We start from the raw sequence: 24,485 nt of genomic DNA, 5'->3' as shown, positions 1-24,485 counted from the left end.
ACGGGCTCGGCCCGCCGCCGTTGTCGGCCCGGACCCGACTCACTTCAGGCGGCAGGACGATGGCGCGGACGCGGCGGATCGCTCAGGACGATCAGAGGTCGACCGTCAGGCTGATGCTCGACGCGGTCCGGGAGGCCGGCGATCTCGCGGTCGCGCAATACGCGCTCCTGGCGCACGAACTCGACGGCATCCGCCGCACGGTGATGCGGCTCGGCTCCTCCTTCGGCGGCGGGCTGATCTTCCTGTGCTGCGGGAGCTTCCTGCTGCTCGTGGCCGCCGTGAAGCTCCTGGCCTGGCTGACCGGGTCGGAGGTGCTCGGCGCCCTCATCGTCGCGGCCCCGTTCATCGCCGCGGCGATCGGGCTGGGGCACTGGGGGGCCCGCAAGATGCTGTCGGTCGGCCGGCCCAGCGAGGGGGCCTGACCCGTCGAAGGCTGCCGTCATGCTTCCGTTGCATGGCTCCCTTCTGGCATATGGCATACCAGCGCTTTTTGTGCGGTGCCATATTGTGTGCGTCGCACAACGCCACTCGGGAGTGCCACCGATGATCGCCTTCGCCCTGCTCGGTCTCGTCGCCGCCGTCGCCGTGAACGCCTCGCTGGTGCGCGTCGCCGCCGACCGCCTGACCCCGACCCCCGCCTCGGCGCCGCTCTTCGCGAGCAACCAGAACGACGTGATCGCCGCCAAGCTCGCCGCCTGAGCCTCTCGGGCCGGGCCGGCGGGCCTTCGGAGGGGCGCCGCGCCGGCGCCTCACCCCGACAGCGAGCGCGGTTCCCGCCCCGCGTCGGGCCCCACCGGGAACCCGGCCACGGCCTCCGCGATCAGGGCCTCGGCGCCCCGACCGACCGCGTCGCCCACCATCACGATCGCCGGACCCGCGATCCCGCTCGCCGCGATCGCCTCCGCCAAGCTGGTCGCGCTGCCCCGCAGCACCGCCTGGTCCGGCCGCGTCGCGTTGAAGACCGCCAGCGCCGGCGTGTCGGGGCGCAACCCTTCAGCGATGGCCCGGGCCAGCAGCGCGCCCAGCGTGCGCTTGGGCATGTAGATCACGGTCGTGACCGAGGAATCGCCGAGCGCCGCCCAGTTCAGGTCGTCCGGCAGCGCGCCGCGGCGGTCGTGGCCGGTCACGTATTGCAGGCGCCGCGCCGCGTCGCGGTGCGTGAGCGAGAGGCAGAGCGAGGCCGCCGCGCCCTGCGCCGCCGTCACACCCGGCACCACCGAGACCGGCACCCCCGCCGCCCGGCAGGCGTCGATCTCCTCCCCGGCCCGGCCGAAGACGAGCGGATCGCCGGATTTCAGCCGCACCACCCGCTTGCCCGAGCGCGCGAGGCTCACCATCAGGGCGTTGATGTCGTCCTGTCGGCAGGACGGGCCGTGCCCGGTCTTGCCGACCAGCATGGTGCGGGCCTCCCGCCGCGCGTAGTCGAGGATCTCCGGCGCCACGAGGTCGTCGTACAGGATCACGTCGGCGCTGCGCAGGGCCCGCAGGGCCTTGAGCGTCAGGAGCTCCGCGTCCCCGGGCCCCGCCCCCACCAGCACGACGGCGCCGCCGCGCGGGCCCGCATCGGCCTCTCTCGTCAGCTCGTCGAGATCGGCCCGGGTGGGCGCCCGGTCGGGCTCCGCGAAGGCGCGGTCGGCGAAGCGTTCCCAGAAGGCGCGCCGCTCCGCGAAGGCGTGGTAGCGCGCGCTCACCGCCGCCCGCCAGTCGCGCGCCGCCGCCACCCAGGCCTTGAAGCCGGAGGGCAGCATCGCCTCGATCCGCGCCCGCACGGTCTGGCCGAAGACCGGGGCCGCCCCCTCGGTCGAGATGCCGACCACGAGCGGCGAGCGGTTGACGATCGCCCCGAAGGACACGTCGCAGAGATGCGGCCGATCGACGGCGTTGACGATCGCGCCGGCCTGCCGCGCCGCCGCGACGAAGCAGGCGCACGCGCCCTCGTCCTCCTGGGCGGCGATCGCCAGGGCGGCCCCCGCGAGGTCGGCCGGGCTCCAGTCGCGGGCGTGCAGCACGATGCGGCCGGCCACCGCCTCGGCGGGCGCGGCGCGCATCTCCTCGGTCGGGTCGGGGGCGTAGACGTCCACCTGGGCGCCCGCCGCGGCGAGCAGCTTCGCCTTCCAGGCGGCGCCGCCGCCGGCGCCGGCCAGGACCGCCCGCTTGCCCTGCAGCGTCACGAAGACCGGCAGCACCGCGAGCGGTTCGAGGCCGGGGGAGCGCGTCTCGCGCGGGGTTCGGGGGGAACTCATCGTCCTCAAGTACGGAACTCTCTCGCTCGGGACGATGCGCTCAGGCCGGGCTCGGCGCAAGTTCGGCCGCCAGCAGCTTGCGGATCTCAGGGATGCACGAGCCGCAATTGGTGCCGGCCCGGCAGGCCGCGCCGACCGCCTCGACGGCGTGGGCGCCGCCCCTGATCGCCCCGACGATGACGTCGCGCCCGACATTGTGGCAGGCGCAGACCAGGGGACCGGCGCCGCCGCTCTGCGCCCGTCCCGAGATCAGGGCGCGGCGCGCCGCCGGTTCGAGCAGTTCCTGCGTGCGGAAGAAGGCCTTCGCGGCCTCGAAGGAGGGCCGCTCGGCCGCCGGCGCGAGGGCGAGCGCCCCGACGAGGCGCCCCTCGACGAAGGCGGCCGCCCGGTAGACGCCGCAGCCCGGATCCGCGTAGGCGCTGAAGGACGCGTCCGGGAACAGGCGCCGCATCAGGGCGGCCGCCTCGTCCGGCCCGTCCTCGGTCGCCACGATCAGCCCGACGCCGCCCTCGATGGTGGCGCGCGCCCACCACCAGCCCTCCGGCGCCGCCACCGGCTCCCGGGTGATCAGGAAGCCGCGCGAGCGCATCGGCACCGGCGCGATCGCGGCCGGGGTGGCCTTGAGCTCCGGCTGGCCCGAGACCGGATCGACCGCCCCCTGCACCAGGGCGCCGACGCGGCCCGCCGAGGAGGTCGCCGCGCTCCAGTGCATCGGGGCGAAGAGCACGCCCTCCTGCGCGCCGGGCGTCAGCATCACCTCCAGCACCGCGCTGCCGTGGGCCGTGGTGACGCGGGCGAGGTCCCCGTCCGAGAGGCCGATCCGGGCCGCGTCCCGCGGGTGGATCTCGCAGAAGGGCACGGCGCGGTGGGCCGAGAGCTTCGGGCTCCTCCCCGTGCGGGTCAGCGTGTGCCAGTGGTCGCGCACCCGCCCGGTATTGAGCCGGAACGGGAAGGCCTCGCTCGTCGGGTGGGCCAGGGCGGGCGCCTGCACGGCGACGAAGCGGGCGCGCCGGTCGCGGGTGAAGAAGCGCCCATCCCCGAACAGCCGGGCCTGCCCGCCCTTCGCCCGGCGGGGCAGCGGCCACTGCACCGGCCGGGCCGCCTCGTAGGCGGCGTCCGGGATCTCGGCGAGGCCGGAGAGGTCGAAGTCGCGGCTGCCCGCATTCTCGAAGCCGGACAGGGCGGCGTGCTCGCGGAAGACCGCCGCCACGTTCGGCCAGGCGAAGGCCTGGAGGTGGCCGAGGCGCTGCCCGACCTGCGCCAGCATCCACCAATCGGCCCGCGCCTCGCCGGGCGCCGGCAGGAAGCGGCGCTGGCGGGAGATGCGCCGCTCGGAATTGGTCACCGTGCCGTCCTTCTCGCCCCAGGCGAGGGCCGGCAGCACGATCGCGTCCCGGCGCAGCGCGAGCGTGTCCGTGGTCGCGACGGCCTCGGCGATCACCAGCGTGTCGAGGCCGCGCAGGGCGGCGCGGACGCGGTCGGCCCGCGGCATCGAGACGGCCGGGTTCGTCCCCATCACCCAGAGGGCCTTGATCCTGCCCCGCTCGATCGCCTCGAACAGGGAGACGGCCTTCAGCCCCTCGCCGGTGACGATCCGCGGCGCGCCCCAGAAGCGGCGCACCAGGTCGACCTCCTCGGGCGCGAAGTGCATGTGGGCCGCCAGCATGTTGGCGAGCCCGCCGACCTCCCGCCCGCCCATGGCGTTGGGCTGGCCGGTGAGCGAGAACGGCCCCGTGCCGGGCCGGCCGATCCGCCCGGTGGCGAGGTGGCAATTGATGATCGCGTTGGCCTTGTCGGTGCCCTGGGAGGATTGGTTCACCCCCTGCGAGAAGGCCGTCACGGCGCGGGGCGTGGTCCGGAACAGGTCGAAGAAGGTCGCGACCTCGGCCCCGGTCAGGCCCGTGGCGGCGGCGGTCGCGGCCGCGTCGGGGGCGATGAGGCGGGCCCGCTCCAGGGCGGCCTCGAAGCCGGCCGTGTGCGCGGCGATGAAGCGGGAATCGAGGCCGCCGGTCTCGGCGAGGTGGATCAGGAGCCCGGAGAACAGGGCCGCGTCGGTGCCGGGCCTCAGGCCCAGGAAGAGGTCGGCCTCCTCGCCGGTCTGGGTGCGGCGCGGATCGACCGCCACGATCCTGGTCCCGCGCCGCGCCCGCGCGTCGAGCATGCGGCGGAACAGGACCGGGTGGCACCACGCGGCGTTCGAGCCGACGAGGACGATGAGGTCGGCCTCGTCGAGATCCTCGTAGCAGCCCGGCACCGTGTCGGACCCGAAGGCGCGCCGGTGCGCCGCCACCGAGGAGGACATGCACAGCCGCGAATTGGTGTCGACGTGCGGGGTGCCGATGAAGCCCTTCGCGAGCTTGTTGGCGACGTAGTAATCCTCGGTCAGGAGCTGGCCGGAGAGGTAGAAGGCGATCGCATCCGGGCCGTGCTCGGCGGCCGCGCGCCGGAAGCGCGCCGCCACCTCGTCGAGGGCGCGGTCCCAGGTCACGCGTGCGCCCGCGACCGTCGGGTGGAGCACCCGCTCGTCGAGGGAGAGGGTCTCCCCCAGGGCCGAGCCCTTGGAGCAGAGGCGACCGAAATTCGCCGGGTGCTCGGGATCGCCCTCGACGCGGGCGCCCCCCTGCCCGTCCGGCCGCGCGAGCACCCCGCAGCCGACGCCGCAATAGGGGCAGGTCGTGCGCACCGGCTCCGGCAGCCGCGAGAGGTCGGGCAAGAGGTCGGGCAAGAGGTCGGGCAAGAGGTCGGGCAAGAGGTCGGGGACGTGGAGGTTCATCAAGGACGCTTCCGCGGATTGGAGGGCGCTGCGCTCAGTACACGTCGGCCTGGTAGCGGCCGGCCTTCTTGAGGGCGGCGAGGTAGGCCACCGCGTCGTCGGGGCTGCGGCCGCCCTCCTTGGCGGCGATGTCGATGAGCGCGCGCTCGACGTCCTTGGCCATGCGCTTGGCATCGCCGCAGACGTAGAAGTGGGCGCCCTCCTCCAGCCAGCGCCAGACCTCGCGGCCGTTCTCGCGCATGCGGTCCTGGACGTAGGTCTTCTCGCCGCCGTCGCGCGACCAGGCGAGGGAGAGGCGCGTGAGGATGCCGGCCTCCTTCAGGCCGTTGAGCTCGTCCCGGTAGAAGAAGTCCGAGGCCTGCCGCTGGTGGCCGAAGAACAGCCAGTTGCGGCCCGGCGCCTTGACGGCGGCGCGCTCGCGCAGGAAGGCCCTGAAGGGCGCGATGCCGGTGCCGGGCCCGACCATGATGATCGGCGTCCCGGGATCGTCCGGCAGGCCGAACCCGTGCGCCTTCTGTAGGTAGACCTTCACCTTGGCGGCCTCGGCGAGGCGCTCGCCCAGATGGGTCGAGGCGACGCCCAGGCGCAGCCGCGAGCGGTGGCTGTAGCGCACCGCGTCGACGGTGAGCGAGACGCGGCCCGGATCGGCCTTGGGGCTCGACGAGATCGAGTAGAGGCGCGGCTGCAACGGGTCGAGGGCTTCGAGGAAGACCTCGGCGTCCGGCCGCGCGCCCGGGAACTTGTGCAGGGCCGCGAGCACGTCGAGATGGGCGAGGTCGCCGTCCGGATCCTCCCCGGCGGCGAGGGCCTGCGCCTTGCGGCGCGCCGGGCCCGAGGTGAGGAGCGAGAGGAGCTGGAACAGCCCGTCCGGCGCCGCGCCGAGCGCGTAGTGGCCGAGCAGGTGGTCGCGCAGCGTCGCCTCGCCGAAGCGGGTGGCGACGACCCGCTCGGGCCGGGCGCCGAGTTCGGCGATGACCGTGTCGACCAGGGCCGGGGCGTTGGCCGGGAACAGCCCGAGGGAATCGCCGACCGCGTAATCGATGCCGGTGCCGGCGAGGTCGATCTCGATGTGCCAGGTCTCCTTCTCGCCGCCGGGCGCGTTGAGGCGGCGCCGGGAGAGGAAGACCGCCTCGGCCGGGTTCTCGCGGCAATAGCCGGAGGGGCCGGTCGCCGCCCCGGCCGCCGGGGCGGCCTCTGCGGCTATTGCCGCCGCGGCGGGCGCCGCCGGGGCCGCGCCGGCAACCTCCGCCTCCAGCTTCTTCAGCATCCGGAGGGTCTCCTTGCCCCCGGGCTGGCAGAGGTTCAGGCGCTCCTCCTTCCTGAGGAAGATGGCGTTGGCGTAGTCGGCGCAGGTGTAGCCGCACTGGCCGCAATCCTGCTGGGCCATGGCGGCCATCAGCTTCTGCGCCGCGGAGCGCTCCGTGGCCATGGCCATGCGGTCGCCGAGGGGGATCGACGGGTCGTGCCAGGGCGCGTCGCCGTTGTCGGCGAGCGCCGGGCCGGCGGCCGGGACCTCGCCGGGCGCGAGCGCGGTCGCGCCCTCCAGCGCCGGGCCGAGGAGCGCCGCGAAATAGCCGGAGAGCCACGCCCGCTGGTCGGCGGTGAAGGGCGCGCTCTCGGGAATCAGGACGAGGGGGGGCGTGACGTGCTGGGTCATGGCGGTCACCGGGGAGAATGCGGGGCGGACGCGGTCGCGCGGGCGGGCCCCGCGCCGGCGGCTCCGAGGGCGGCGCTCATTCGGCCGCCTCCAGCATCCGGGCCTCGGCGAGGCCCTTCAGGGCCTCCGGCCCGCGCCGGGCGGTGAAGGCCTGGAAACTCTCCTGCGGGCCGGTGCGGTGGGCGAGGTAGTCGCGCAGCAGCGCCTCCACCCGGCCCGGGCACTCCTCGGCCCGCACCGCCTTCCAGATCTCGGTCCCGATCCTGGCCGCCTCGCCGAAGCCGCCGCCGACCACGATGTCGTAGCCCTCGACGGTGTCGCCCTCCTCGCTCACCACCACCTTGGCGCCGATCAGGCCGATATCGCCGATGTAGTGCTGGGCGCAGGAATGGTGGCAGCCGGTCAGGTGCAGGTTCACCGGCACGTCGAGGTCCCTCACCCGGGCCTCGACGTGGTCGGCGATCATCAGGGCGTGGCCCTTCGTGTCCGAGGCCGCGAACTTGCAGCCGCGATTGCCCGTGCAGGCGACGAGGCCGGCCCGGATGCTCGACGCCTTGGTGGTCAGGCCGAGCGCCGCGACCCGGGCCTCGACCTCCGCCACGCGGGCGTCCGGCACGCCCGAGATCAGGAAATTCTGCCAGACGGTGAGGCGGATCAGGCCGTCGCCGCATTCCCGGGCGATCTGCGCGAGGGCGCGCATCTGGTCGGTCGTCATCTTGCCGACCGGCAGCACGACGCCGATCCAGTTCAGGCCCGCCTGCTTCTGGGGATGCACGCCGACATGGGCGAAGCGGTCGAAGCCGCCCCGGGGCCTGATATGGGCCGGATCGACCCGGTCGAGCCTGCGCCCGAGCTTGTCCTCGACGGCGGCGAGGTAGGCGTCGAAGCCCCAGGCGTCGAGGACGTATTTCAGCCGGGCCTTGTTGCGGTTGGTGCGGTCGCCGTTCTCGATGAAGACGCGCAGGATCGCGTCCGCGACCCGGTTGCACGCGCTCGGGCGCAGCACCACGCCGGTGTCGCGGGCGATGTCGCGGTGGCCGGTGATGCCGCCGAGCACGAGGCGCATCCAGAGGCCCGGCGCGACCGCGGCGCCCTCCGCCACCTCGACCGCCTGGAAGCCGATGTCGTTCGTCTCCTCCAGCACCGGCAGCACGCCGCCGCCGTCGAACGCCACGTTGAACTTGCGCGGCAGGCCGTACAGGGAGCGGTCGTTCAGGATCCAGTTGTGCCAGGACCTGGCGAGGGGGCGGGTGTCGAGGAGTTCCTGGGCGTCGATGCCGGCGGTCGGCGAGCCGGTGACGTTGCGGATGTTGTCGGCGCCGGCCCCCCGGGCGGTCAGGCCGAGATCCACGAGCCCGTCGAGGAAGGGCTGGCCGTGCTCGGGGGCGATCTCGCGCACCTGCAGGTTCGCCCGCGTGGTGACGTGGGCGTAGCCGCCGCCATGGGCATCCGCGAGGTCGGCGATGCCGGCGAACTGCCAGTGCTGCAGGATCCCGTTCGGGATGCGCAGGCGGCACATGTAGGAGTTCTGGGCCGGCGCGACCCAGAACAGGCCGTGGTAGCGCCAGCGGAAATTGTCCTCGGGCTTGGGCGCCTTGCCGGTTTCGGCCTCGGCGATCAGGCGGTTGTGCCCGTCGAAGGGGTTCTCGGCGCGCTTCCACTTCTCCTGGTCGGCGAGCTTGCCGCCGGCCTTCACGACCCGGTCCTGGGCCTTGATGTGGATGGCGTCGGGCCCGGTCGGCTCGGCGGCCGGCGGGGCCGCCGCGCCGCCGAGGCCGATCCCGCCGGTCAGGCGGACGGCCTGGATCCCGTTCGCGAATCCTTCGAGGTAACGCTTCTGCTCGGCGTCGAAGTCGTCGGCCATTGCGCGCTCCTTCACGCTGCGAGGGGTTGGGGAGCCGGGCGACCGAAGATCAGGTCGTCCCGGTCGGCGCGGGCGAGGCGCTCGCCCGAGCGGATCAGGGCCTTGCACCAGCCCTGCTCGGCGACGTCGCCGACGAAGACCGCGCCGAGGAGGCGGTTCTCGGCGATGACGAGCTTGCGGTAGAGCCCCGCCGCCGGATCGCTCCAGGTCACGGCCTCGGCGCCCTCCGGCACGTCCACGAGCCCGGCCGAGAAGACCGGCAGGCCGGAGACCTTCAGGCTGGTGGAGAGGGCGGTGCCCGCGTAGGCGGCCGCCTCGCCGCAGAGGTGGCGGGCCAGCACCTCGGCCTGCTCGTAGGCCGGCTCGACGAGGCCGTAGGTCATGCCCCGGTGCTCGGCGCACTCGCCGAGGGCGAAGACGGACGGGTCGGAGGTGGTCATCCGGTCGTCGACCCGGATGCCGCGCCCGACCGCGAGGCCCGAGGCGGCGGCGAGCGACGTGGAGGGCCGCACCCCGACCGACAGGACGACGAGGTCGGCCGGGATCGTCGCGCCGTCGGCGAGGCGCAGGGCCTCGACGCGCCCCTCGCCCTCGACCGCGGCGGTGTCGGCCCCGAGCCGCACCCGCACCCCGCGCGCCTCGATGGCCCGTCTCACGAGGTCGGCGGCGGCGTGGTCGAGCTGGCGCTCCATCAGGCGGTCCATCACGTGGAGGAGCGTCGTCTCGGCGCCGAGCCGGGCGAGGCCGACCGCCGCTTCGAGCCCGAGCAGGCCGCCGCCGATCACCACCGCGCGGGCGCCGGGCGCGGCGGCGCGCCGGATCGCCGCCACGTCCGCGAGGTCGCGGAAGGTGACGATGCCGGGGAGGTCCATCCCGGGCCTCGGCAGGCGGATCGGCACCGAGCCGACCGCGAGGACGAGCCGGTCGTAGGGGAGGACGAGCCCCTCCCCGACCCGGACGGTGCGGGACTCCCGGTCGATGGCGGTGGCGGGCGCGCCGGTGACCAGGGTGATGCCGTGATCGGCGTACCAGTCGAGGCCGCGGAAGGTGCAGGCGGCCTCGTCGACCTCGCCGCCGAGCAGCGAGGAGAGCAGCACGCGGTTGTAGGCCGCCACCGGCTCGGCGCCGACGACCGTCACCGCGTAGCGGCCGCCCTGGCGCTCGGTCAGCCGCTCCAGGAAGCGGAGCGAGGCCATGCCGTTGCCGACCACGACGAGGCGTTCCTGCATCGTCCCGGCCTCAGGCGGCGAGGGCCGGCTTGGCGTGCCGGGCGTAGAGGAATTCCAGCACCTCCGCGCGGGCATGCGTGTAGGTCGGGTCCTCGACGAGGTCGAGGCGCCGGCGCGGCCGGGCGAGCGGCACGGCCAGGACCTCGCCGATCGTGGCGGAGGGGCCGTTCGTCATCATCACGATGCGGTCGGAGAGGAGCACCGCCTCGTCCACGTCGTGGGTGATCATGATGACGGTGTTGCGCAGGCGCAGGTGGATCTCCATGAGCTGGTCCTGGAGATGGGCCCGGGTCAGGGCGTCGAGGGCGCCGAAGGGCTCGTCCATCAGCAGCACCTTCGGCTCCATGGCGAGCGCCCGGGCGATGCCGACGCGCTGCTTCATGCCGCCGGAGATCTCGTGCGGGCGCTTCTCGGCCGCGTGCGTCATGTTCACGAGGGCGAGGTTGTGCGCGACCCAGTCGCGCCGCTCCGCCCGGCCCTTCCTGGCGCGCAGCACCTTGTCGACCGCGAGGGCCACGTTCTCCCGCACGGTGAGCCAGGGCAGGAGCGAGTGGTTCTGGAACACCACGGCCCGCTCGGGACCGGGGCTGTTGACCTCGCGGTCGTCGAGCAGGACGCCGCCCGTCGAGGCGCGCAGCAGGCCCGCCACGATGTTGAGCACCGTCGACTTGCCGCAGCCCGAATGGCCGATCAGCGAGACGAACTCGCCCTTGGCGATCGAGAGGTTGACGTCGCGCAGCACTTCCGTGGTGCGCCCGGCCCGCGTGAAGCTGATGCCGACATTCGAGAGGACGAGGTGGCTCATGGCGCGGGGCTCCTCAGGCGCTGGCGGTGCCGCGGGTGACGAGTTGCCCGATCCCGGCGACCACGCGGTCGAGGACGAAGCCGATCACGCCGACATAGACGAGGGCGACGATGATCTCGCTGATATGCGAGGAGTTCCACGCGTCCCAGATGAAGAAGCCGATGCCGACGCCGCCGATCAGCATCTCGGCCGCCACGATCGCCAGCCACGACAGGCCGACCCCGATGCGAAGACCGGTGAAGATGTAGGGCGCCGCCGAGGGCAGCATGATCTTGCCGAAGAACTCGAAGGCGTTGAGCCGGAGCACCGACGCGACGTTGCGGTAATCCTGCGGGATGTTGCGGATTCCGACCGCCGTGTTGATGATGATCGGCCAGATCGAGGTGATGAAGATCACGAAGATGGCCGAGGGCTGGCCATCCCGGAAGGCCGCGAGCGAGAGCGGCAGCCAGGCGAGGGGCGGGATGGTGCGCAGCACCTGGAAGATCGGGTCGAGGCCGCGCATGGCCCATTCGGACTGGCCGACCAGCGTGCCGAGCAGCACGCCCGCCACGGAGGCGAGCGCGAAGCCGAGCGCCACGCGCTGCAGGCTCGCCACGATGTGCCAGAACAGCCCCTTGTCGGTGCCGCCATTGTCGAAGAACGGGTCGGAGATGATCGGCCAGGCCTCGCTCATCACCCGCGACGGGGCGGGCAGGCCGGCGCCGGGCCGGTCGCAGAGCACCTGCCAGACGAGCAGGAACAGGCCGAGCACCACGAGGGGCGGCACGATGCGGGCCGCGAGGGCCCTCAGGCCCGCCGCCGTGACGAGGGGGCCGCGCGACGCCTCCCCCTTCCGCCGCGCGGCGGCGAGGCCGCCGATGGAGGTTCCGAGGGCCATCACGCCACCTTCTTGATGCTGAGGCTGGACAGGTAGGCGGCCGGATCGGCCGGATCGAAGACCTTGCCGTCGAAGAAGGTCTCCCTGCCCCGCGAGGTCGAGGCCGGGATCGCGCTCACGCCGAGCGCCTTGGCCGCCTCGCGCCACAGGTCCTCGCGGTTGACCTTGGCGATCAGGGCCCTGGTGTCGGTCTGGGGCTCGAACTTGCCCCAGCGGATGTCCTCGGTGAGGAACCAGAGGTCGTGGGACTGGAACGGATAGGAGGCGTGGTCGCGGAAGAACTTCATCACGAAGGGGCTGTCCTTCACGACCCGGCCGTCGCCGTAATCGATGGTGCCCTTCATGCGCCCGGCGACGTCGCCGACCGGGATGTTGATCCACTGGCGCTTGGCCACGATGGCGGCGAACTCGTCCCGGTTCTCGGGCCGGTCGCACCATTGCTGCGCCTCGATCACCGCCATCAGCAGGGCGCGGGTGGCGTTCGGGTATTTCTGGACCCAGTCCGCCCGCATGGCGAAGGCCTTCTCGGGATGGTCCTTCCAGAGCTCGCCGGTGGTGAGCGCCGTGTAGCCGAGCCCCTGCTGGACGAGCTGGGCGTTCCACGGCTCGCCGACGCAGAAGCAATCCATCGTGCCGACCTTCATGTTCGCCACCATCTGGGGCGGCGGCACCACGATGGTCTCGATGTCGCGGTCCGGATCGATCCCGCCGGCCGCCAGCCAGTAGCGGATCCAGAGGTCGTGGGTGCCGCCCGGGAAGGTCATGGCGGCCTTCACGGACTTGCCGGCGGCCTTCTTCTTGTCGGTCGCGACCCGGAAGACCTTGGAATCGAGCGCCACCTTGGCGTCGAGGTACTCCTTGGCCACCGAGATGCACTGCCCGTTGAGGTTGAGCCGGGCGAGGATGTGCATCGGCACCGGGACGTTGTTCTGGGTCACCCGGCCGGCGCTGATCAGGTAGGGCATCGGCGTCAGGATGTGGGCGCCGTCGATGCCGTTGCCCTCGGAGCCGAGGACGAGGTTGTCGCGGGTGGTGCCCCAGGAGGCCTGCTTGAGCACCTCCACCTCGGGCATGCCGTGCTTGGCGAAGAAGCCCTTCTCCTTGGCGACGAAGAGCGGGCCCGCGTCGGTCAGCGCGATGAAGCCGAGCTTGGCGCCCTTCACCTCGGGCCCCGTCCCCTGCGCGAAGGCCCCGCCCGGCAGCGCGGCCCTGGCGGCGGCGGTGAGCGAGAGGGCGGCGGCCGCCCCCTTCAGAAGGCCGCGACGCGTCGTGTGGTCACCCCTGCCGATCGACACCGTGTCCCGCTCCTGTCGTCCTTGCGGGCGGCGCCCGCGTTGCCGAAACGAAAAAAACCGCTGCCCAAGCTCGTCCGGGCCCCGGCAGGCGGGGCTCCAGCGGAGAGTCGGGTCAGCGGCCTTGCTGACGGTGAGATCCCGTCGGCGCTGACGGGCTCGATCTTTTCAAAGCAGATCCCGTGCCAACTCTCGTCGACCCGCCCAAGTCATTGATCTGGATCGATTCCAGCCGATCCGGCACGGGACCGGCCACCGGGCGCCGCCCCGTGCTGCGCTGCACAAATCCTCAGCGCCCTGTCTGCCAAACAGGCAGGCCGCCGGCCTGCCTGCGCGCTGAGCAGAACGGCGTCGGGCAAGATGGCGTCGGGCGAGAAGGCGTGGGGCGAGAAGGCGTGGGGCAAGAAGGCGTGCGGCAAGACCGCGTGCGGCAAGTCTGCCGCGCCTCTCGCTCTCGCGTCCTTGACCGCCCCCGGACCGGCGACCGCCTCGGCGAATGATGCTCAGGCGGCCAGCAGGTCGGGCCTGGGCAGGGCCGCCGCCTGGGCGCGGGCGGCGGGCGGCGCGGCGAACTGGCCGCAGGCCTCCATCTCGGCGAGGATCCAGTCGATCGCCCCCATGTCGAAGGCCAGGACCTCCTCCCCGAGGGTCAGGTAGTCGGGCGCGGCGCGCGGGGCGGCGCCCCGGGGCGCGAGCTGCAGCGACCCGGCGAGCCCGCGCAGGATCAGGTCGGGGTCGAGGCCGAGGTGGCGCGGCGCCGCGAGCATGCGGGCGAGGTCGGGCCGGTTGCCCGGCTCCCCGCACCAGCGCGCCGCCGCCCGCAGGGCGCGCAGCAGCGGCGGCGCCCGCTCCTCCAGCTCGGCCGGCAGCGCCAGCACCTTCTCGGGGCAATCCGGCGCGAGATCGACGCCGAGGGCGGCGATGCGCCCGACCCCGGCCTCCACCGCGACGCTGTTCCAGGGCGCGCCGACGCAGAAGCCGTCGATCAGGCCCCGGCGCAGGGACTCGACGGTCCGCGGCGGCGGCACGGCGACGAGCCGGACCTGGTCGAGGCGGCAGCCGCCGAGGGCGAGCAGCCGGCGCAGCTGGTAGGTGTGGCTGGAGAAGGGATGCACGGTCCCCAAGGTGAGCGGCCGCCCCGCCGCGGCCCGCGCTCCGGCCAGGGCGGCGAGGGCGCGGGCCACCTCGGGCAGGGCCTCGCCGTCCGGGCGCATCGCCTCCCAGAGGGGAAGCGACAGGGTGACGGCGTTGCCGTTGCGGCCGAGCGCCGCCGGGGCGATCAGGCTCGCGGGCGGGCCGCTGAGGCCGAGATGGCTCGCGAGGGCGAGGGGCGCCAGGATGTGGGCGCCGTCGAGGAGGCCGAGGGCGAGCTTGTCGCGCAGGGTCGCCCAGGAGGGCTCGGCCACGAGCTCGACGCGCAGGCCTTCCCGGGCGGCGAAGCCGCCTTCAGCCATCGCGATGACGGTGGCGGCGTCCGTGAGCGGGACGTATCCGAGCTGGAACCTCATCCGAGCAGGTCCGCGGCGGTGACGATGGCGCGGGCGATGTCCACGATCTTGCGCTTCTCGTTCATGGCCTTGCGGCGCAGCTGCTTGTAGGCCTCGTCCTCCGACAGGCCCTTGGCGCTCATCAGGATGCCCTTGGCGCGGTCGATGAGCTTGCGGTCGGCGAGTTCGTTGCGGGCCTCGGCCAGTTCGCGCTGGAGCCGCGCGAAGGCGTTGAAGCGCAGGATCGCCACCTCGATGATCGGCTTGATCCGGTCCGCCTTGAGCCCGTCCACGATGTAGGCCGAGATGCCCGCATCCACCGCGGCCTGCATCATGGCGGTGTCGCTGCGGTCGACGAACATCGCGACCGGCTTCTCGACCAGGCGGGAGACGCCGAAGAGCTGCTCCAGGAGGTCGCGGCTCGGGCTCTCGAGGTGGATGACGACCACGTCGGGCGCCAGGGCCGAGAGCCTGTCGAGGAGGTCGACCGTGTCGGGAATCACGACGACGCGGGCGCCGTCGAGGTTGCGCAGGCCCTCCTCCAGCACGGCCGCGCGCGCCCGGCTCGGGTCGACGACCGCGATGGTCAGGCTCTGGTCGGGGGAGGTCAGCGGGGCATTGGTCACAGGGTCGGGCATGCCGGGCGCAAGAGGCAAATGTCGGGCCGGGGCGGTCGGGATCGGACGGAAGTCGGATCGTGCTTCGGCGGCTCGGCCGCGCCGGACCCGTCCCCGCGGGCCGCGCTCGCACCGCGCGGCGGGGGCGGAAACCCCGCATCGGCCGGGGGAGCGGCCCGGGGCTCGCAAGACCTCGCCGGCGCGACCCTGCGAAACCTCGCCGCAATGAAAAGGCCGCGGTTCGGCCGCAAAACCGCGGCTCACTGCGCGGGTGAGCGAACGGAGGATCGGCCCCATGAGCGAGTTCGACGGCCGGCGCGAGGCTGCGCCGGGATCGGTGGACGGAGGGCGGACGCTCGGCTACCTCCCCCTCCTCCCGACCCTGTGCGTGGCCGCCTGCCTCGCCGCGGGGTCGCTCTACTGGCGCGACGCGCCGCCCAGACCGCCCGCCGGCCAGGCCGCCGCCGCGGCGCCGCGCCCCGTCCCGGACCCGTTCCGCACCGCCGAGGCGGGCGGCGAGGCGCTGACGCGCCACCCGCTCCCCCTCGAATTCGCGCGGCAATTCCCCCTCGCGGTGTCGAGCGCCCTCGCCGCCGAGGCACGGGCGCCCGCCGAACCGGCCGCGGCCGGCCCTCTCTGCGAGGCGCTGCCGGCGGCCGCCCCGGAGAAGCCCCTGCCGCTGAGCGCGCGCCCCGCCCCGAGGCGGCCGGCGAGCCCCCGCCACGCTTTGCAGGCCGCGCAGGCCCGGCCGTCCCGCCCGGCCGCTCTCCAGGCCGCGGAGGCCGGGCCGGAGGAGACGCCGCCCACCGAGCGCGCCTCCTTCGCGGGGCTCGCCCTGCCGCGCGTCGTCGAGACCGGCCGCGTGATGGTGCGCCACGTCTCGGCCCTCGGCGCCGGCGTCGTGCAGGCGGGCAGCGCCATGCTGGACCTGATCGACCGGCATCCCTGACCCGGCGCCGCGGCTGGACCGGCGAACCCGTTCCGCTATCTCCCGGGACGGGAGAGTGCCGCAGGGTCGAGCATGGCATCGCGGATCGAGGATTACGCCCTGGTGGGCGACGGGCGCAGCGCGGCCCTGATCGGCCGCGACGGCAGCATCGACTGGCTGTGCTGGCCTCGCTTCGACGCGCCCGCCTGCTTCGCCGCCCTCCTCGGCACGGCCGAGCACGGCCATTGGCGCATCGCCCCGGCCGGCCCGGCGACCCGCGTCACCCGCTGCTACAGGCCTGGCACCCTGGTGCTGGAGACCACGCACGAGACCGAGGCCGGCACGATCCGCGTCACCGACTACATGCCGAGCGACGACGGGCTCCACCTCGTGCGCCTCGTCGAGGGGGTGAGCGGGTCGGTCCCGGTCCGCATGGAATTCGTGGTGCGCTTCGATTACGGCTCGGCGGTGCCCTGGGTCTCGCGCAACGAGCACGACGACCTGCGGGCGATCGTCGGCCCGCACAAGGTCGTGCTGCGCACGAAGGCGCCCCTGCGGGGCGTCGGGCGCAGCACCGTCTCGGACTTCACCCTCGCGCAGGGGGAGTGCCTGTCCTTCGTGCTGAGCTACGCCCCCTCCGCCGAGGACGACCCCGCCCCGATCGAGCCGCGCAAGGTCCTGCGCCGCACCACCGACGCCTGGCGCTCCTGGTCGAGCCGCTGCCAGGGCGGCACGCCCTGGGACGACATCCTGCTGCGCTCGCTCCTCACTCTCAAGGCGCTGATCTACGCGCCCACGGGCGGGATCGTGGCGGCGCCGACCACCTCCCTGCCGGAGGCGCTCGGCGGGGTGCGCAACTGGGATTACCGGTACTGCTGGCTGCGGGATTCGACCTTCACGCTCCTCGCCCTGGTGGATGCGGGCTACCTCGACGAGGCGCGGGCGTGGCGCGACTGGCTCCTGCGCGCGGTCGCGGGCAGCCCGGAACAGGCCCGCATCCTCTACGGCATCGCCGGGGAGCGGCTCTTGCCCGAGATCGAGATCGACTGGCTGCCGGGCTACGAGGGCTCGCGGCCGGTGCGCATCGGCAACGCCGCCTCGCAGCAATTCCAGCTCGACGTCTACGGCGAGATCTTCGACGCGCTCTACCAGGCCGAGGAGCGCGGCATGGAGGGGGACGATAACGGCGTGCGGGTCGGCCTCGCCCTCCTGGCCCACCTGGAGAAGGTCTGGACCGAGCCGGACGAGGGCATCTGGGAGGTTCGGGGCGGGCGGCGCCACTTCGTGCACTCGAAGGTGATGGCCTGGGTGGCCTTCGACCGGGCAGTGCGGTTCTACGAGCGGCTGAACGGGGACGGCGCCGGGGATGCCACCGTGGCGCGCTGGCGCGACGTGCGCGCGCGCATCCACGCGCAGGTCTGCGAGAGGGGCTTCGACCCGGAGCTCAACAGCTTCGTGCAATCCTACGGCTCCAAGCGCCTCGACGCGAGCCTGCTCCTGATCGCCCATGTGGGCTTCCTGCCCCACCACGACCCGCGGGTGGTCGGCACCGTCGAGGCGATCGGCCGCGACCTGATGCGCGACGGCTTCATCCTGCGCTACGACACCGAGAACCAGACCACGGACGGCCTCCCGGCCGGCGAGGGTGCCTTCCTGCCCTGCAGCTTCTGGTACGCGGACAACCTGATCCGCCTCGGGCGCTGCGCGGAGGCCCGGGCGATGATCGAGCGGCTCCTCGCCGCCTGCAACGACGTGGGGCTGCTCGCCGAGGAGTACGACCCGGTCGCCAAGCGCCAAGTCGGCAACTTCCCGCAGGCCTTCAGCCACGTCGCCCTGGTCAACACACTTCTGAACTTCAGTCGCGCGGTCGGACCCGCTATGGAGCGCAGCGACGACGAGGGGCGCGGCGCTGCCGGCGCGACCGCCCGCACCTGAACCCGACGAGGTCCGAGATGAGTGCAGCCGAGACCGCCGCGAAGGCCGGTATCAGCGCGATCGACCAGCGCAGCATCGACACGATCCGCACGCTGACGATGGATGCCGTGCAGAAGGCGAATTCCGGCCATGCCGGCGCCCCGATGGCGCTCGCGCCCGTCGCCTTCACGCTCTGGAACCGCTACCTGCGCTACGATCCGGCGCACCCGACCTGGCCGAACCGCGACCGCTTCGTGCTCTCGGTCGGCCACGCCTCGATGCTGCTCTACAGCCTGCTCCACCTCGCGGGCGTCGCGCAGAAGGACGGCGCCGACGAGCCCGCCGTGAGCCTCGACGACATCAAGCGCTTCCGCCAGCTCGACAGCCGCACGCCCGGCCACCCGGAGTACCACTTCACCACCGGCGTCGAGGTCACCACCGGGCCGCTCGGCCAGGGGGTGGCGAACTCGGTCGGCATGGCGATGGGGGCCCGCTTCCTCAACGAGCGCTTCCCGTTCGGCGAGCGGGCGGTGTTCGACTTCAACGTCTACGCCCTTTGCAGCGACGGCGACCTGATGGAGGGCGTCGCGTCCGAGGCCGCCTCGATCGCCGGCCACCTGCGCCTCGCCAACCTGTGCTGGATCTACGATTCCAACACGGTCACGATCGAGGGCCACACCGACCTCGCCTTCAGCGAGGAGGTGGCGACCCGCTTCCTGGCCTATGGCTGGCAGGTGCTGCGCGTCGCCGACGCGAACGACGTGCCCGCGCTCGCCGGCGCGATCGAGACCTTCCTGCAATCGCAGGACCGGCCGACCCTGATCATCGTCAACTCGGTCATCGGCTACGGCGCGCCGACCAAGCAGGGCACCTCCAAGGCGCATTCGGACGCGCTCGGGGTGGAGGAGATCCGGGGCGCCAAGCGCTTCCTCGGCTGGCCGGAGGATGCCGAGTTCCTGGTGCCGGACGGCGTCTACGAGAATTTCCGCCAGGGGATCGGCGCCCGCGGCGCGGCGCTCTTTTCCGAGTGGCAGGAGCTGATGGAGGAGGTGCGCGCCTCCGACGCGGACCTCGCCGGCGCGGTCTCCTCCTTCCTGTCGGGCGAGCTGCCGGCGGGCTGGGACGCGGCGATCCCGCACTTCCCGGCCGACGCCAAGGGCCTCGCCACCCGCGAATCCTCCGGCAAGGTGCTGAACGCCATCGCCGCCAAGGTGCCGTGGCTGCTCGGGGGCTCGGCCGACCTCGCCCCCTCGAACAAGACCAGGATCGAGGGCGAGGAGGCGCTCGGGCCGTTCACGCCCGGCGGGCGCAACATCCATTTCGGGGTGCGCGAGCACGCCATGGGGTCGATCGTGAACGGGCTCGGCCTCGTGGGCCTGCGCGCCTACGGGGCGACCTTCCTGGTCTTCTCCGACTACATGCGGCCGCCGATCCGCCTCGCGGCGCTGATGGAGCTGCCGGTCTTCCACGTCTTCACGCACGATTCGATCGGCGTCGGCGAGGACGGCCCGACCCACCAGCCGGTGGAGCACCTCCTGTCCCTGCGGTCGATCCCCGGCCTGATCACGCTGCGGCCGGCGGACGCCAACGAGGTGGCGGAGGCCTACCGGGTGATCATGGGCCTCAGGCACCAGCCGGCCGTGCTGGCGCTGAGCCGCCAGCCGCTGCCGACCTTCGACCGCGCCACCTGCGCGCCCGCCTCGGGGCTCGCCAGGGGCGCCTACGTGCTGGCCGGCGGCGAGGGCACGCCCGAGCTGATCCTGATCGGCACGGGCAGCGAGGTGCAGCTCTGCCTGGGCGCCTACGAGACCCTGCGGGGCGAGGGCGTGCGGGCGCGGGTGGTGTCGATGCCGTCCTGGGAGCTGTTCGAGCAGCAGGACGCCGCCTATCGGGAGAGCGTGCTGCCGCCCGCCGTGACGGCGCGCGTGGTGGTGGAGCAGGGCTCGGTGATCGGCTGGGACCGCTACGCGGGCAGCGCCGGCACGATCCTCGGCATGCACACCTTCGGCTCCTCGGCGCCGATCAAGGACCTGCAGACCAAGTTCGGCTTCACCTCCGCCAAGGTGCTGGAGGCGGCCCGGGCGCAGCTCGCGCGCGCGAAGGGGCTCGCGCGCGCGAAGGGGTGAGCGCCGGCGCCGCGTCGGCTCAGGCGCCCTCGACGCCCCAGACTCGGCACCTGTTGCAGGACTTTGCGACTGGTCACGGTGTTCCGCCCGCGCGCCACCGCGCAGGATCTGGCCTGCTCGAAGGCCCGGCTCGCGCCGGGCCCCTCCAGCACCAGGACGCCGCCTCCTCCATCATCCACCGGCGAGCAGAACTCACACCGGCTCGACCCCGCACCATTCCGCCACGAACAGGGCCATGGCGATGGTGATGCGCTTGAGCGAGGCGAGGCTCACCCGCTCGTCGAAGCCGTGGATGTTCTCGCTGATCGGGCCGTAGCAGAGCGCCGGCACGCGGTCGTAGAGGGCGTGCACGCGGGTGTCGAGGTAGCCGGCCGTCATGAAGCTGCGCAGGGCGCGCCCCGTCGCCGCCTCGTGGGCCCAGGCGAGCACGGCCTCCGCCTCCGAGCCCTCGGCGAGCTCGTAGCCCTCCGCGAAGAAGCCGTTGAAGGTCACGCGCGGGGGCGCGTTCGACAGGAACGGGTCGGCCAGGGCGAAGGCGTGCACCGCCGCCTCGATCTCGCGGGCCGCCTCCTCGGCGCCCACGCCCGGATAGATCGCGATGCGGCAGTCGATCCGGCACCAGGCCGGCACCGAGGAGGCCCAGTCGCCGCCCTCTATCCGGCCGACATTGAGGTTGATCGGGTGCGCCTCCCCCTCGAAGTGGCGGCGGCCGGCCTTGCGGGCGTTCCAGCTCTCCTCCAGCCGCCGCAGCGCCCCGATCACCCGGTAGGCGGCGTCGATCGCGTTGGCGCCCGTCCCCATCTCGCGCACGTGGACCGGGCGGCCCCGCACCTCGACCTGGAACCAGAGCACGCCCGTATTGGCGCGCACCAGCATCTCCTCCTCGGGCTCGGGAATCAGCACCGCCTCGGCGCGGTAGCCGCGCAGGTGGGTCATCAGGGCCCCGTTGCCGGTCGATTCCTCCTCCACGACCGATTGCAGCGTCACGGTGGCGGCGGGCTGCAGGCCGATCCGGGTGAGCGCGTCGAGCACGAACAGGTTGGCGGCGTGGCCCGCCTTCATGTCGGCGCCGCCGCGGCCGTAGAGCCAATCCCCCTCGATCACCGGCTCGAAGGGCGGGTGGGTCCACAGGTCGATCGGGCCGGGCGGCACCACGTCCACGTGGGCCTGCAGGATCAGGGAGCGCCCGGTCTCCGCCCGCGGCCGGTGGATGCCGACGACGATCGGCGCCTCCGAGTGGTCGGGCGCGAATTTCGAGCCGCCCGGATGGTCCTCGATCGCCGCCCGGTCCATGGCGAAGCGGTCCATGGCGAGGCCGCGCGCCCGGAAGGCGCGGAACACGAAATCCTGGATCGCCTGCTCCTGGCCGCGGGTCGAGGGGAAGCGCACCAGCGCCTGGGTGTGGGCGATCTGGTCGGGGAAACCCGCCTCGACCGAGGCGATGATCCGGTCGCGCAGGGCGGGGTCGAGCGGCATGTCCTCTCCGGGGCAGGATGCGTCGCGCCCATACGGGCCGAGTTCGCGCCCGCTGGCAAGCCGCCCGGACCGGACTCGATCCCGCAAAATCCCATCGACGGTGCGTCGATCTCGGCGCCGCACCGCGACGAGACCGGACCAGACCCGCCAGGATCTGGGCGACCCGAAGTCCAGCCCGAGGCAAGGACGACGGGTCATGCGACATCCGGTTGATGGCTTCGCCATCTCCGATGTCGGCCATGCGGATGTCGGCTTCGCTCAGGCGCCGCGCGGGCTTGTCATACGTCATCCGGTTGATGGCTTCGCCATCTCCGATTTCGGCCATGCGGATGTCGGCCTCGCTCAGGCGCCGCGCAGGCGCGTGATCCGGGATCCGCTGCGATCACGCGGATCCCGGATCAGGGCTCTGGCGGGCGCTCCCGGCTGGCGCGGGCGACCTCCTCGCCGCGGGCGCGGTCCCGCCGCAGCAGCCGGAGCTGCCACAGGCCGAGGCCGAGCACGATCCCGAACGGCAGCGCGATGTCGAGGAGGGCGACCAGCATCCCGCTCACGACGGCGCGGCGTCGCCGAGGCTCTCGCGCTCGCGCAGCACCTCGATGAGGTCGAGGAGGCGCACCGCCTTGTGGCCGAGATCCCACCACGCCGGGTCCCGGGGCGGCGGCGCGAAGGGATGCGCCGCGACCGCCTCGACCAGGAAGGCCGCCTCGGGGAGGGCCGGGCCGCAGGCGGCCCGCCGCGACGGCGTCGCGGCGGCGCGGGCGAGGAGCCGCCCCTTGCGGGCGCCGGCCACACGGGCGCGGCTGGTGACGGAATCGTGCCCGTTGCGTTCGACGGCGCGGCCGATCTCGGCGTAGATCAGCCGCGCCGCCCGCACGGCCGGGCGGCAGGGCGCGGGCAGGAGGGCGATGCCCGCCTCCGAGCGGGCGTAGAGGAGGTCGGCGGCGCGCAGGAGCCGGGTCAGCACCGCGGCCAGCGCCGGGCTCGGGGCCGGCCGGGCCAGGAAGGCGTCCGGGTCGAGGCCGGCCTCGCGCAGCCACGCCTCCGGCAGGTAGAGCCGCCCGGCGCGGGCATCCTCGCCCACGTCGCGGGCGATGTTGGTGAATTGCATGGCGATGCCGAGGTCGCAGGCCCGCGCCAGCGCCTCGGGCGAGCGCTCGCCCATCACCAGGGTCATCATGGCGCCGACCGCCCCCGCGACCCGGGACGCGTAGGCGACGAGGTCGGAGAGGTCCCGGTAGCGCCGGCCCGCCGCGTCCCAGGCGAGCCCGTCGAGGAGCGCGGCCGGCAGCGCCGGCGGGATGCCGTGCCGGTCCAGCACCTCGGCGAGGGCCCGGTCGGCCGGATCGTCGAAGGGCCGGCCCGCGCAGGCGGCGGCGAGGCGCAGGCGCAGGCGCTCGACCGCGTCCGCCCGCGCCCGCGGCCCGTCGACGGCGTCGTCCGAGAGGCGGCAGAAGGCGTAGAGCCCGTAGGCGTCCCGGCGCACGGCCCGCGGCAGCAGCCAGGAGGCGGCGTAGAAGCTGCGCGAGCCGCCGCGGATGGCGGCCCGGCAGGCGGCGTGGTCGGCGGGGCCGGCGCGCGGCCGGTCAGGCGAAGACAGAGGCATCCGGCACCACCCGGTCGAGGATCCTGGAGGAGGAGAGCACGCCCGGCAGCCCCGCCCCCGGATGGGTGCCGGCGCCGACGAGGTAGAGGTGGCGCACCCGGTCGCTGCGGTTGTGCGGCCGGAAATAGGCGCTCTGGCTGAGGATCGGCTCCAGGCCGAAGGCCGAGCCGCGATAGGCGCGGAAATCGTCGCGGAACTCCCGCGGCGTGGTCACCCGGGAGGTGACCACGGCCTCCGACAGGCCCGGCAGCAGGGTCGCTTCGAGGTGGCGGGCGATGCGCTGCCGATAAGGTTCGGCGAGGGCCGCCCAGTCCTGGCCGCCGTCGAGGTTCGGCACCGGGCTGAGCACGTAGAAGGCGTCGCAGCCCGGCGGGGCCAGGCCCGGATCGGTGGCGGTCGGCCGGTGCAGGTAGAGGCTGAAATCCTCGGCCAGCACCTTGCGGCGGAAGATGTCGGCGAGGAGGTCCCGGTAGCGCGGCCCGAGCAGGATCGTGTGGTGGGGCACGTCCGGATAGGTGCGCCGCGTGCCGAAGTACCAGACGAACAGGCCCATCGAGGAAGAGGCGCGGGCGAGCCGCCGCTCGCGCCAGCCGCGGGCCTCCGGGGGCAGGAGGTCGAGGGCGGTGACGACCGAATCGGCGTTCGACACCACGATGTCGGCCGGCAGGCGGGTGCCGTCGGCGAGGTCGACCCCGGTCGCGGCGCCGCCCTCGACGCGGATGCGCGTCACCTCGGCGTGGCAGCGCAGGCGCCCGCCCTGCCCCTCGATCAGCCGCACCAGCCCCTCGACGAGGCGGCCGGTCCCGCCCATCGCCCAATGCACCCCCCAGCGCCGCTCGAGGGCGGCGATCAGGCAGTAGATCGCGCTCGCCCGGAAGGGGGAGCCGCCGATCAGCAGCGGGTGGAAGCTGAAGACGGTGCGCAGGCGCTCGTCGCGGAAGTAGCGCGAGACGAGGCCGTGGACGCTGCGGTGCCCGCCGAGCCGCAGGAGGTCGGGCGCGACCCGCAGCATGGTCCCGGCCTCGCCGAAGGGGACGTGGCCGAGCTGCTCGAAGCCGACCCGGCAGATCTCCTCCGAGGCCGCCATGAAGCGCCCGTAGGCCTCGACCTCGCCGGGGGCGATGCGGGCCACCTGCGCGCGCATCGCGGCCTCGTCGCCGCTCACGTCGACGCTGGCGCCGTCGTGGAAGCGGATGCGGTAGAAGGGCCGCATCGGCACCAGGGTGACGTCCTCGTCGAGGCGCCGGCCGCACAGCGCCCAGAGCTCCTCGAACAGGAAGGGCGCGGTGACGATGGTCGGCCCGGCATCGAAGGTGAAGCCGTCCTGCCGATGCACGCGGGCGCGCCCGCCCGGCTGGCCGAGCCGCTCCAGGACGGTGACCCGGTAGCCCCGGGCGCCGAGGCGCACGGCCGCCGCGAGCCCGCCGAAGCCGCTGCCGATCACCACTGCATGGGGCTTGCGCGGCCGCGCGGTGTGTCGCGGCGGCGCGACATCGAGTGTCAACATAAGTTGACAGTAGCACGGTCGGGGCCGGTGGCAAGGGCGGGATCGGGCGCCGGGCGCCGGACCCGGTGGAACGCTGCCGAGGGC

At 73.6% G+C, this 24,485-nt stretch carries 19 protein-coding genes; 5 read left to right on the top strand and 14 right to left on the bottom strand.

Annotation, left to right across the window (positions count from 1 at the left end; all coding sequences use genetic code 11):
* Window positions 1–59: 59 nt before the first annotated feature.
* Together M446_RS17995 and M446_RS38190 are read left to right on the top strand one after the other, a co-directional pair.
* Window positions 60–422 (top strand): phage holin family protein, encoded by a 363-nt coding sequence (locus M446_RS17995; protein WP_012333531.1) that lies wholly within the window; start codon window positions 60–62, stop codon window positions 420–422.
* Window positions 423–543: 121 nt separating this feature from the next.
* Window positions 544–699 carry a hypothetical protein gene (locus tag M446_RS38190; RefSeq protein ID WP_012333530.1) on the top strand — a complete coding sequence of 52 codons (156 nt, stop codon included), beginning with the start codon at window positions 544–546 and terminating at the stop codon, window positions 697–699.
* 50 nt (window positions 700–749) lie between these two features.
* Here the strand turns inward: M446_RS38190 and cysG are convergent, their stop codons facing one another.
* The 10 genes from cysG to M446_RS17945 all read right to left on the bottom strand — a co-directional run bounded on the left by cysG (window position 750) and on the right by M446_RS17945 (window position 14,868).
* Window positions 750–2,243: a siroheme synthase CysG gene (cysG, locus tag M446_RS17990; RefSeq protein ID WP_012333529.1), complete on the bottom strand. Its 1,494-nt coding sequence runs from the start codon at window positions 2,241–2,243 to the stop codon at window positions 750–752.
* A gap of 40 nt (window positions 2,244–2,283) precedes the next feature.
* A complete protein-coding gene (locus tag M446_RS17985) occupies window positions 2,284–5,016 on the bottom strand; it encodes a nitrate reductase (protein WP_012333528.1) in 2,733 nt (910 codons plus the stop codon).
* Window positions 5,017–5,050: 34 nt separating this feature from the next.
* On the bottom strand, window positions 5,051–6,673 hold the full coding sequence (locus M446_RS17980) for a sulfite reductase subunit alpha (RefSeq protein ID WP_012333527.1): 1,623 nt from the start codon (window positions 6,671–6,673) through the stop codon (window positions 5,051–5,053).
* Window positions 6,674–6,749: 76 nt separating this feature from the next.
* On the bottom strand, window positions 6,750–8,537 hold the full coding sequence (locus M446_RS17975) for a NirA family protein (RefSeq protein ID WP_012333526.1): 1,788 nt from the start codon (window positions 8,535–8,537) through the stop codon (window positions 6,750–6,752).
* An 11-nt stretch (window positions 8,538–8,548) separates the two neighbouring features.
* Window positions 8,549–9,766 carry an NAD(P)/FAD-dependent oxidoreductase gene (locus M446_RS17970; protein ID WP_012333525.1) on the bottom strand — a complete coding sequence of 406 codons (1,218 nt, stop codon included), beginning with the start codon at window positions 9,764–9,766 and terminating at the stop codon, window positions 8,549–8,551.
* Between the two features lie 10 nt (window positions 9,767–9,776).
* A complete protein-coding gene (locus tag M446_RS17965; protein WP_012333524.1) occupies window positions 9,777–10,571 on the bottom strand; it encodes an ABC transporter ATP-binding protein in 795 nt (264 codons plus the stop codon).
* A 13-nt stretch (window positions 10,572–10,584) separates the two neighbouring features.
* Window positions 10,585–11,451 carry a nitrate ABC transporter permease gene (ntrB, locus tag M446_RS17960; RefSeq protein WP_012333523.1) on the bottom strand — a complete coding sequence of 289 codons (867 nt, stop codon included), beginning with the start codon at window positions 11,449–11,451 and terminating at the stop codon, window positions 10,585–10,587.
* Window positions 11,451–12,746 (bottom strand): CmpA/NrtA family ABC transporter substrate-binding protein, encoded by a 1,296-nt coding sequence (locus tag M446_RS17955; RefSeq protein ID WP_012333522.1) that lies wholly within the window; start codon window positions 12,744–12,746, stop codon window positions 11,451–11,453. The genes ntrB and M446_RS17955 overlap by 1 nt, the downstream gene beginning before the upstream one ends.
* A 500-nt stretch (window positions 12,747–13,246) precedes the next feature.
* Complete coding sequence (locus tag M446_RS17950) at window positions 13,247–14,251, bottom strand: CmpA/NrtA family ABC transporter substrate-binding protein (protein ID WP_012333521.1); 1,005 nt, start codon at window positions 14,249–14,251, stop codon at window positions 13,247–13,249.
* Window positions 14,248–14,868 (bottom strand): ANTAR domain-containing response regulator, encoded by a 621-nt coding sequence (locus M446_RS17945; protein WP_050777495.1) that lies wholly within the window; start codon window positions 14,866–14,868, stop codon window positions 14,248–14,250. Before M446_RS17945 ends, M446_RS17950 begins: the two co-directional genes overlap by 4 nt.
* Before the next feature lie 274 nt (window positions 14,869–15,142).
* On the opposite strand from M446_RS17945, the gene M446_RS17940 reads away from it, so the two are divergent.
* The 3 genes from M446_RS17940 to tkt all read left to right on the top strand — a co-directional run bounded on the left by M446_RS17940 (window position 15,143) and on the right by tkt (window position 19,815).
* A complete protein-coding gene (locus tag M446_RS17940) occupies window positions 15,143–15,796 on the top strand; it encodes a hypothetical protein (protein ID WP_012333519.1) in 654 nt (217 codons plus the stop codon).
* A 72-nt stretch (window positions 15,797–15,868) separates the two neighbouring features.
* A complete protein-coding gene (locus M446_RS17935; RefSeq protein ID WP_012333518.1) occupies window positions 15,869–17,710 on the top strand; it encodes a glycoside hydrolase family 15 protein in 1,842 nt (613 codons plus the stop codon).
* A 17-nt stretch (window positions 17,711–17,727) separates the two neighbouring features.
* Window positions 17,728–19,815, top strand: a complete 2,088-nt coding sequence (gene tkt / locus M446_RS17930; RefSeq protein WP_012333517.1) for a transketolase — start codon at window positions 17,728–17,730, stop codon at window positions 19,813–19,815.
* A gap of 192 nt (window positions 19,816–20,007) precedes the next feature.
* Here the strand turns inward: tkt and M446_RS17925 are convergent, their stop codons facing one another.
* The 4 genes from M446_RS17925 to M446_RS17915 form a co-directional block, all read right to left on the bottom strand.
* Window positions 20,008–21,291, bottom strand: coding sequence for an ArgE/DapE family deacylase (locus M446_RS17925; protein WP_012333516.1), 1,284 nt, complete (start codon window positions 21,289–21,291; stop codon window positions 20,008–20,010).
* Window positions 21,292–21,689: 398 nt separating this feature from the next.
* Complete coding sequence (locus M446_RS38185) at window positions 21,690–21,833, bottom strand: hypothetical protein (RefSeq protein WP_012333515.1); 144 nt, start codon at window positions 21,831–21,833, stop codon at window positions 21,690–21,692.
* 5 nt (window positions 21,834–21,838) lie between these two features.
* Window positions 21,839–22,894 (bottom strand): phytoene/squalene synthase family protein, encoded by a 1,056-nt coding sequence (locus tag M446_RS17920; RefSeq protein WP_012333514.1) that lies wholly within the window; start codon window positions 22,892–22,894, stop codon window positions 21,839–21,841.
* Window positions 22,875–24,401: a phytoene desaturase gene (locus M446_RS17915; RefSeq protein WP_012333513.1), complete on the bottom strand. Its 1,527-nt coding sequence runs from the start codon at window positions 24,399–24,401 to the stop codon at window positions 22,875–22,877. Before M446_RS17915 ends, M446_RS17920 begins: the two co-directional genes overlap by 20 nt.
* Window positions 24,402–24,485 lie beyond the last annotated feature (84 nt).

The organism is Methylobacterium sp. 4-46 (assembly GCF_000019365.1).
Taxonomy (GTDB): Bacteria; Pseudomonadota; Alphaproteobacteria; order Rhizobiales; family Beijerinckiaceae; genus Methylobacterium.
Note: the sequence above shows the minus strand (reverse complement) of the source record. Positions and strands in the feature narration are given on the sequence as shown.

Coding starts and splice junctions, on each gene's coding strand:
- M446_RS17995 (WP_012333531.1), top strand. CDS start 60: ATGGCGCGGACGCGGCGGATCGCTCAGGACGATCAGAGGTCGACCGTC.
- M446_RS38190 (WP_012333530.1), top strand. CDS start 544: ATGATCGCCTTCGCCCTGCTCGGTCTCGTCGCCGCCGTCGCCGTGAAC.
- cysG (WP_012333529.1), bottom strand. CDS start 2,243: ATGAGTTCCCCCCGAACCCCGCGCGAGACGCGCTCCCCCGGCCTCGAA.
- M446_RS17985 (WP_012333528.1), bottom strand. CDS start 5,016: ATGAACCTCCACGTCCCCGACCTCTTGCCCGACCTCTTGCCCGACCTC.
- M446_RS17980 (WP_012333527.1), bottom strand. CDS start 6,673: ATGACCCAGCACGTCACGCCCCCCCTCGTCCTGATTCCCGAGAGCGCG.
- M446_RS17975 (WP_012333526.1), bottom strand. CDS start 8,537: ATGGCCGACGACTTCGACGCCGAGCAGAAGCGTTACCTCGAAGGATTC.
- M446_RS17970 (WP_012333525.1), bottom strand. CDS start 9,766: ATGCAGGAACGCCTCGTCGTGGTCGGCAACGGCATGGCCTCGCTCCGC.
- M446_RS17965 (WP_012333524.1), bottom strand. CDS start 10,571: ATGAGCCACCTCGTCCTCTCGAATGTCGGCATCAGCTTCACGCGGGCC.
- ntrB (WP_012333523.1), bottom strand. CDS start 11,451: ATGGCCCTCGGAACCTCCATCGGCGGCCTCGCCGCCGCGCGGCGGAAG.
- M446_RS17950 (WP_012333521.1), bottom strand. CDS start 14,251: ATGAGGTTCCAGCTCGGATACGTCCCGCTCACGGACGCCGCCACCGTC.
- M446_RS17945 (WP_050777495.1), bottom strand. CDS start 14,868: ATGCCCGACCCTGTGACCAATGCCCCGCTGACCTCCCCCGACCAGAGC.
- M446_RS17940 (WP_012333519.1), top strand. CDS start 15,143: ATGAGCGAGTTCGACGGCCGGCGCGAGGCTGCGCCGGGATCGGTGGAC.
- M446_RS17935 (WP_012333518.1), top strand. CDS start 15,869: ATGGCATCGCGGATCGAGGATTACGCCCTGGTGGGCGACGGGCGCAGC.
- tkt (WP_012333517.1), top strand. CDS start 17,728: ATGAGTGCAGCCGAGACCGCCGCGAAGGCCGGTATCAGCGCGATCGAC.
- M446_RS17925 (WP_012333516.1), bottom strand. CDS start 21,291: ATGCCGCTCGACCCCGCCCTGCGCGACCGGATCATCGCCTCGGTCGAG.
- M446_RS38185 (WP_012333515.1), bottom strand. CDS start 21,833: ATGCTGGTCGCCCTCCTCGACATCGCGCTGCCGTTCGGGATCGTGCTC.
- M446_RS17920 (WP_012333514.1), bottom strand. CDS start 22,894: ATGCCTCTGTCTTCGCCTGACCGGCCGCGCGCCGGCCCCGCCGACCAC.
- M446_RS17915 (WP_012333513.1), bottom strand. CDS start 24,401: ATGTTGACACTCGATGTCGCGCCGCCGCGACACACCGCGCGGCCGCGC.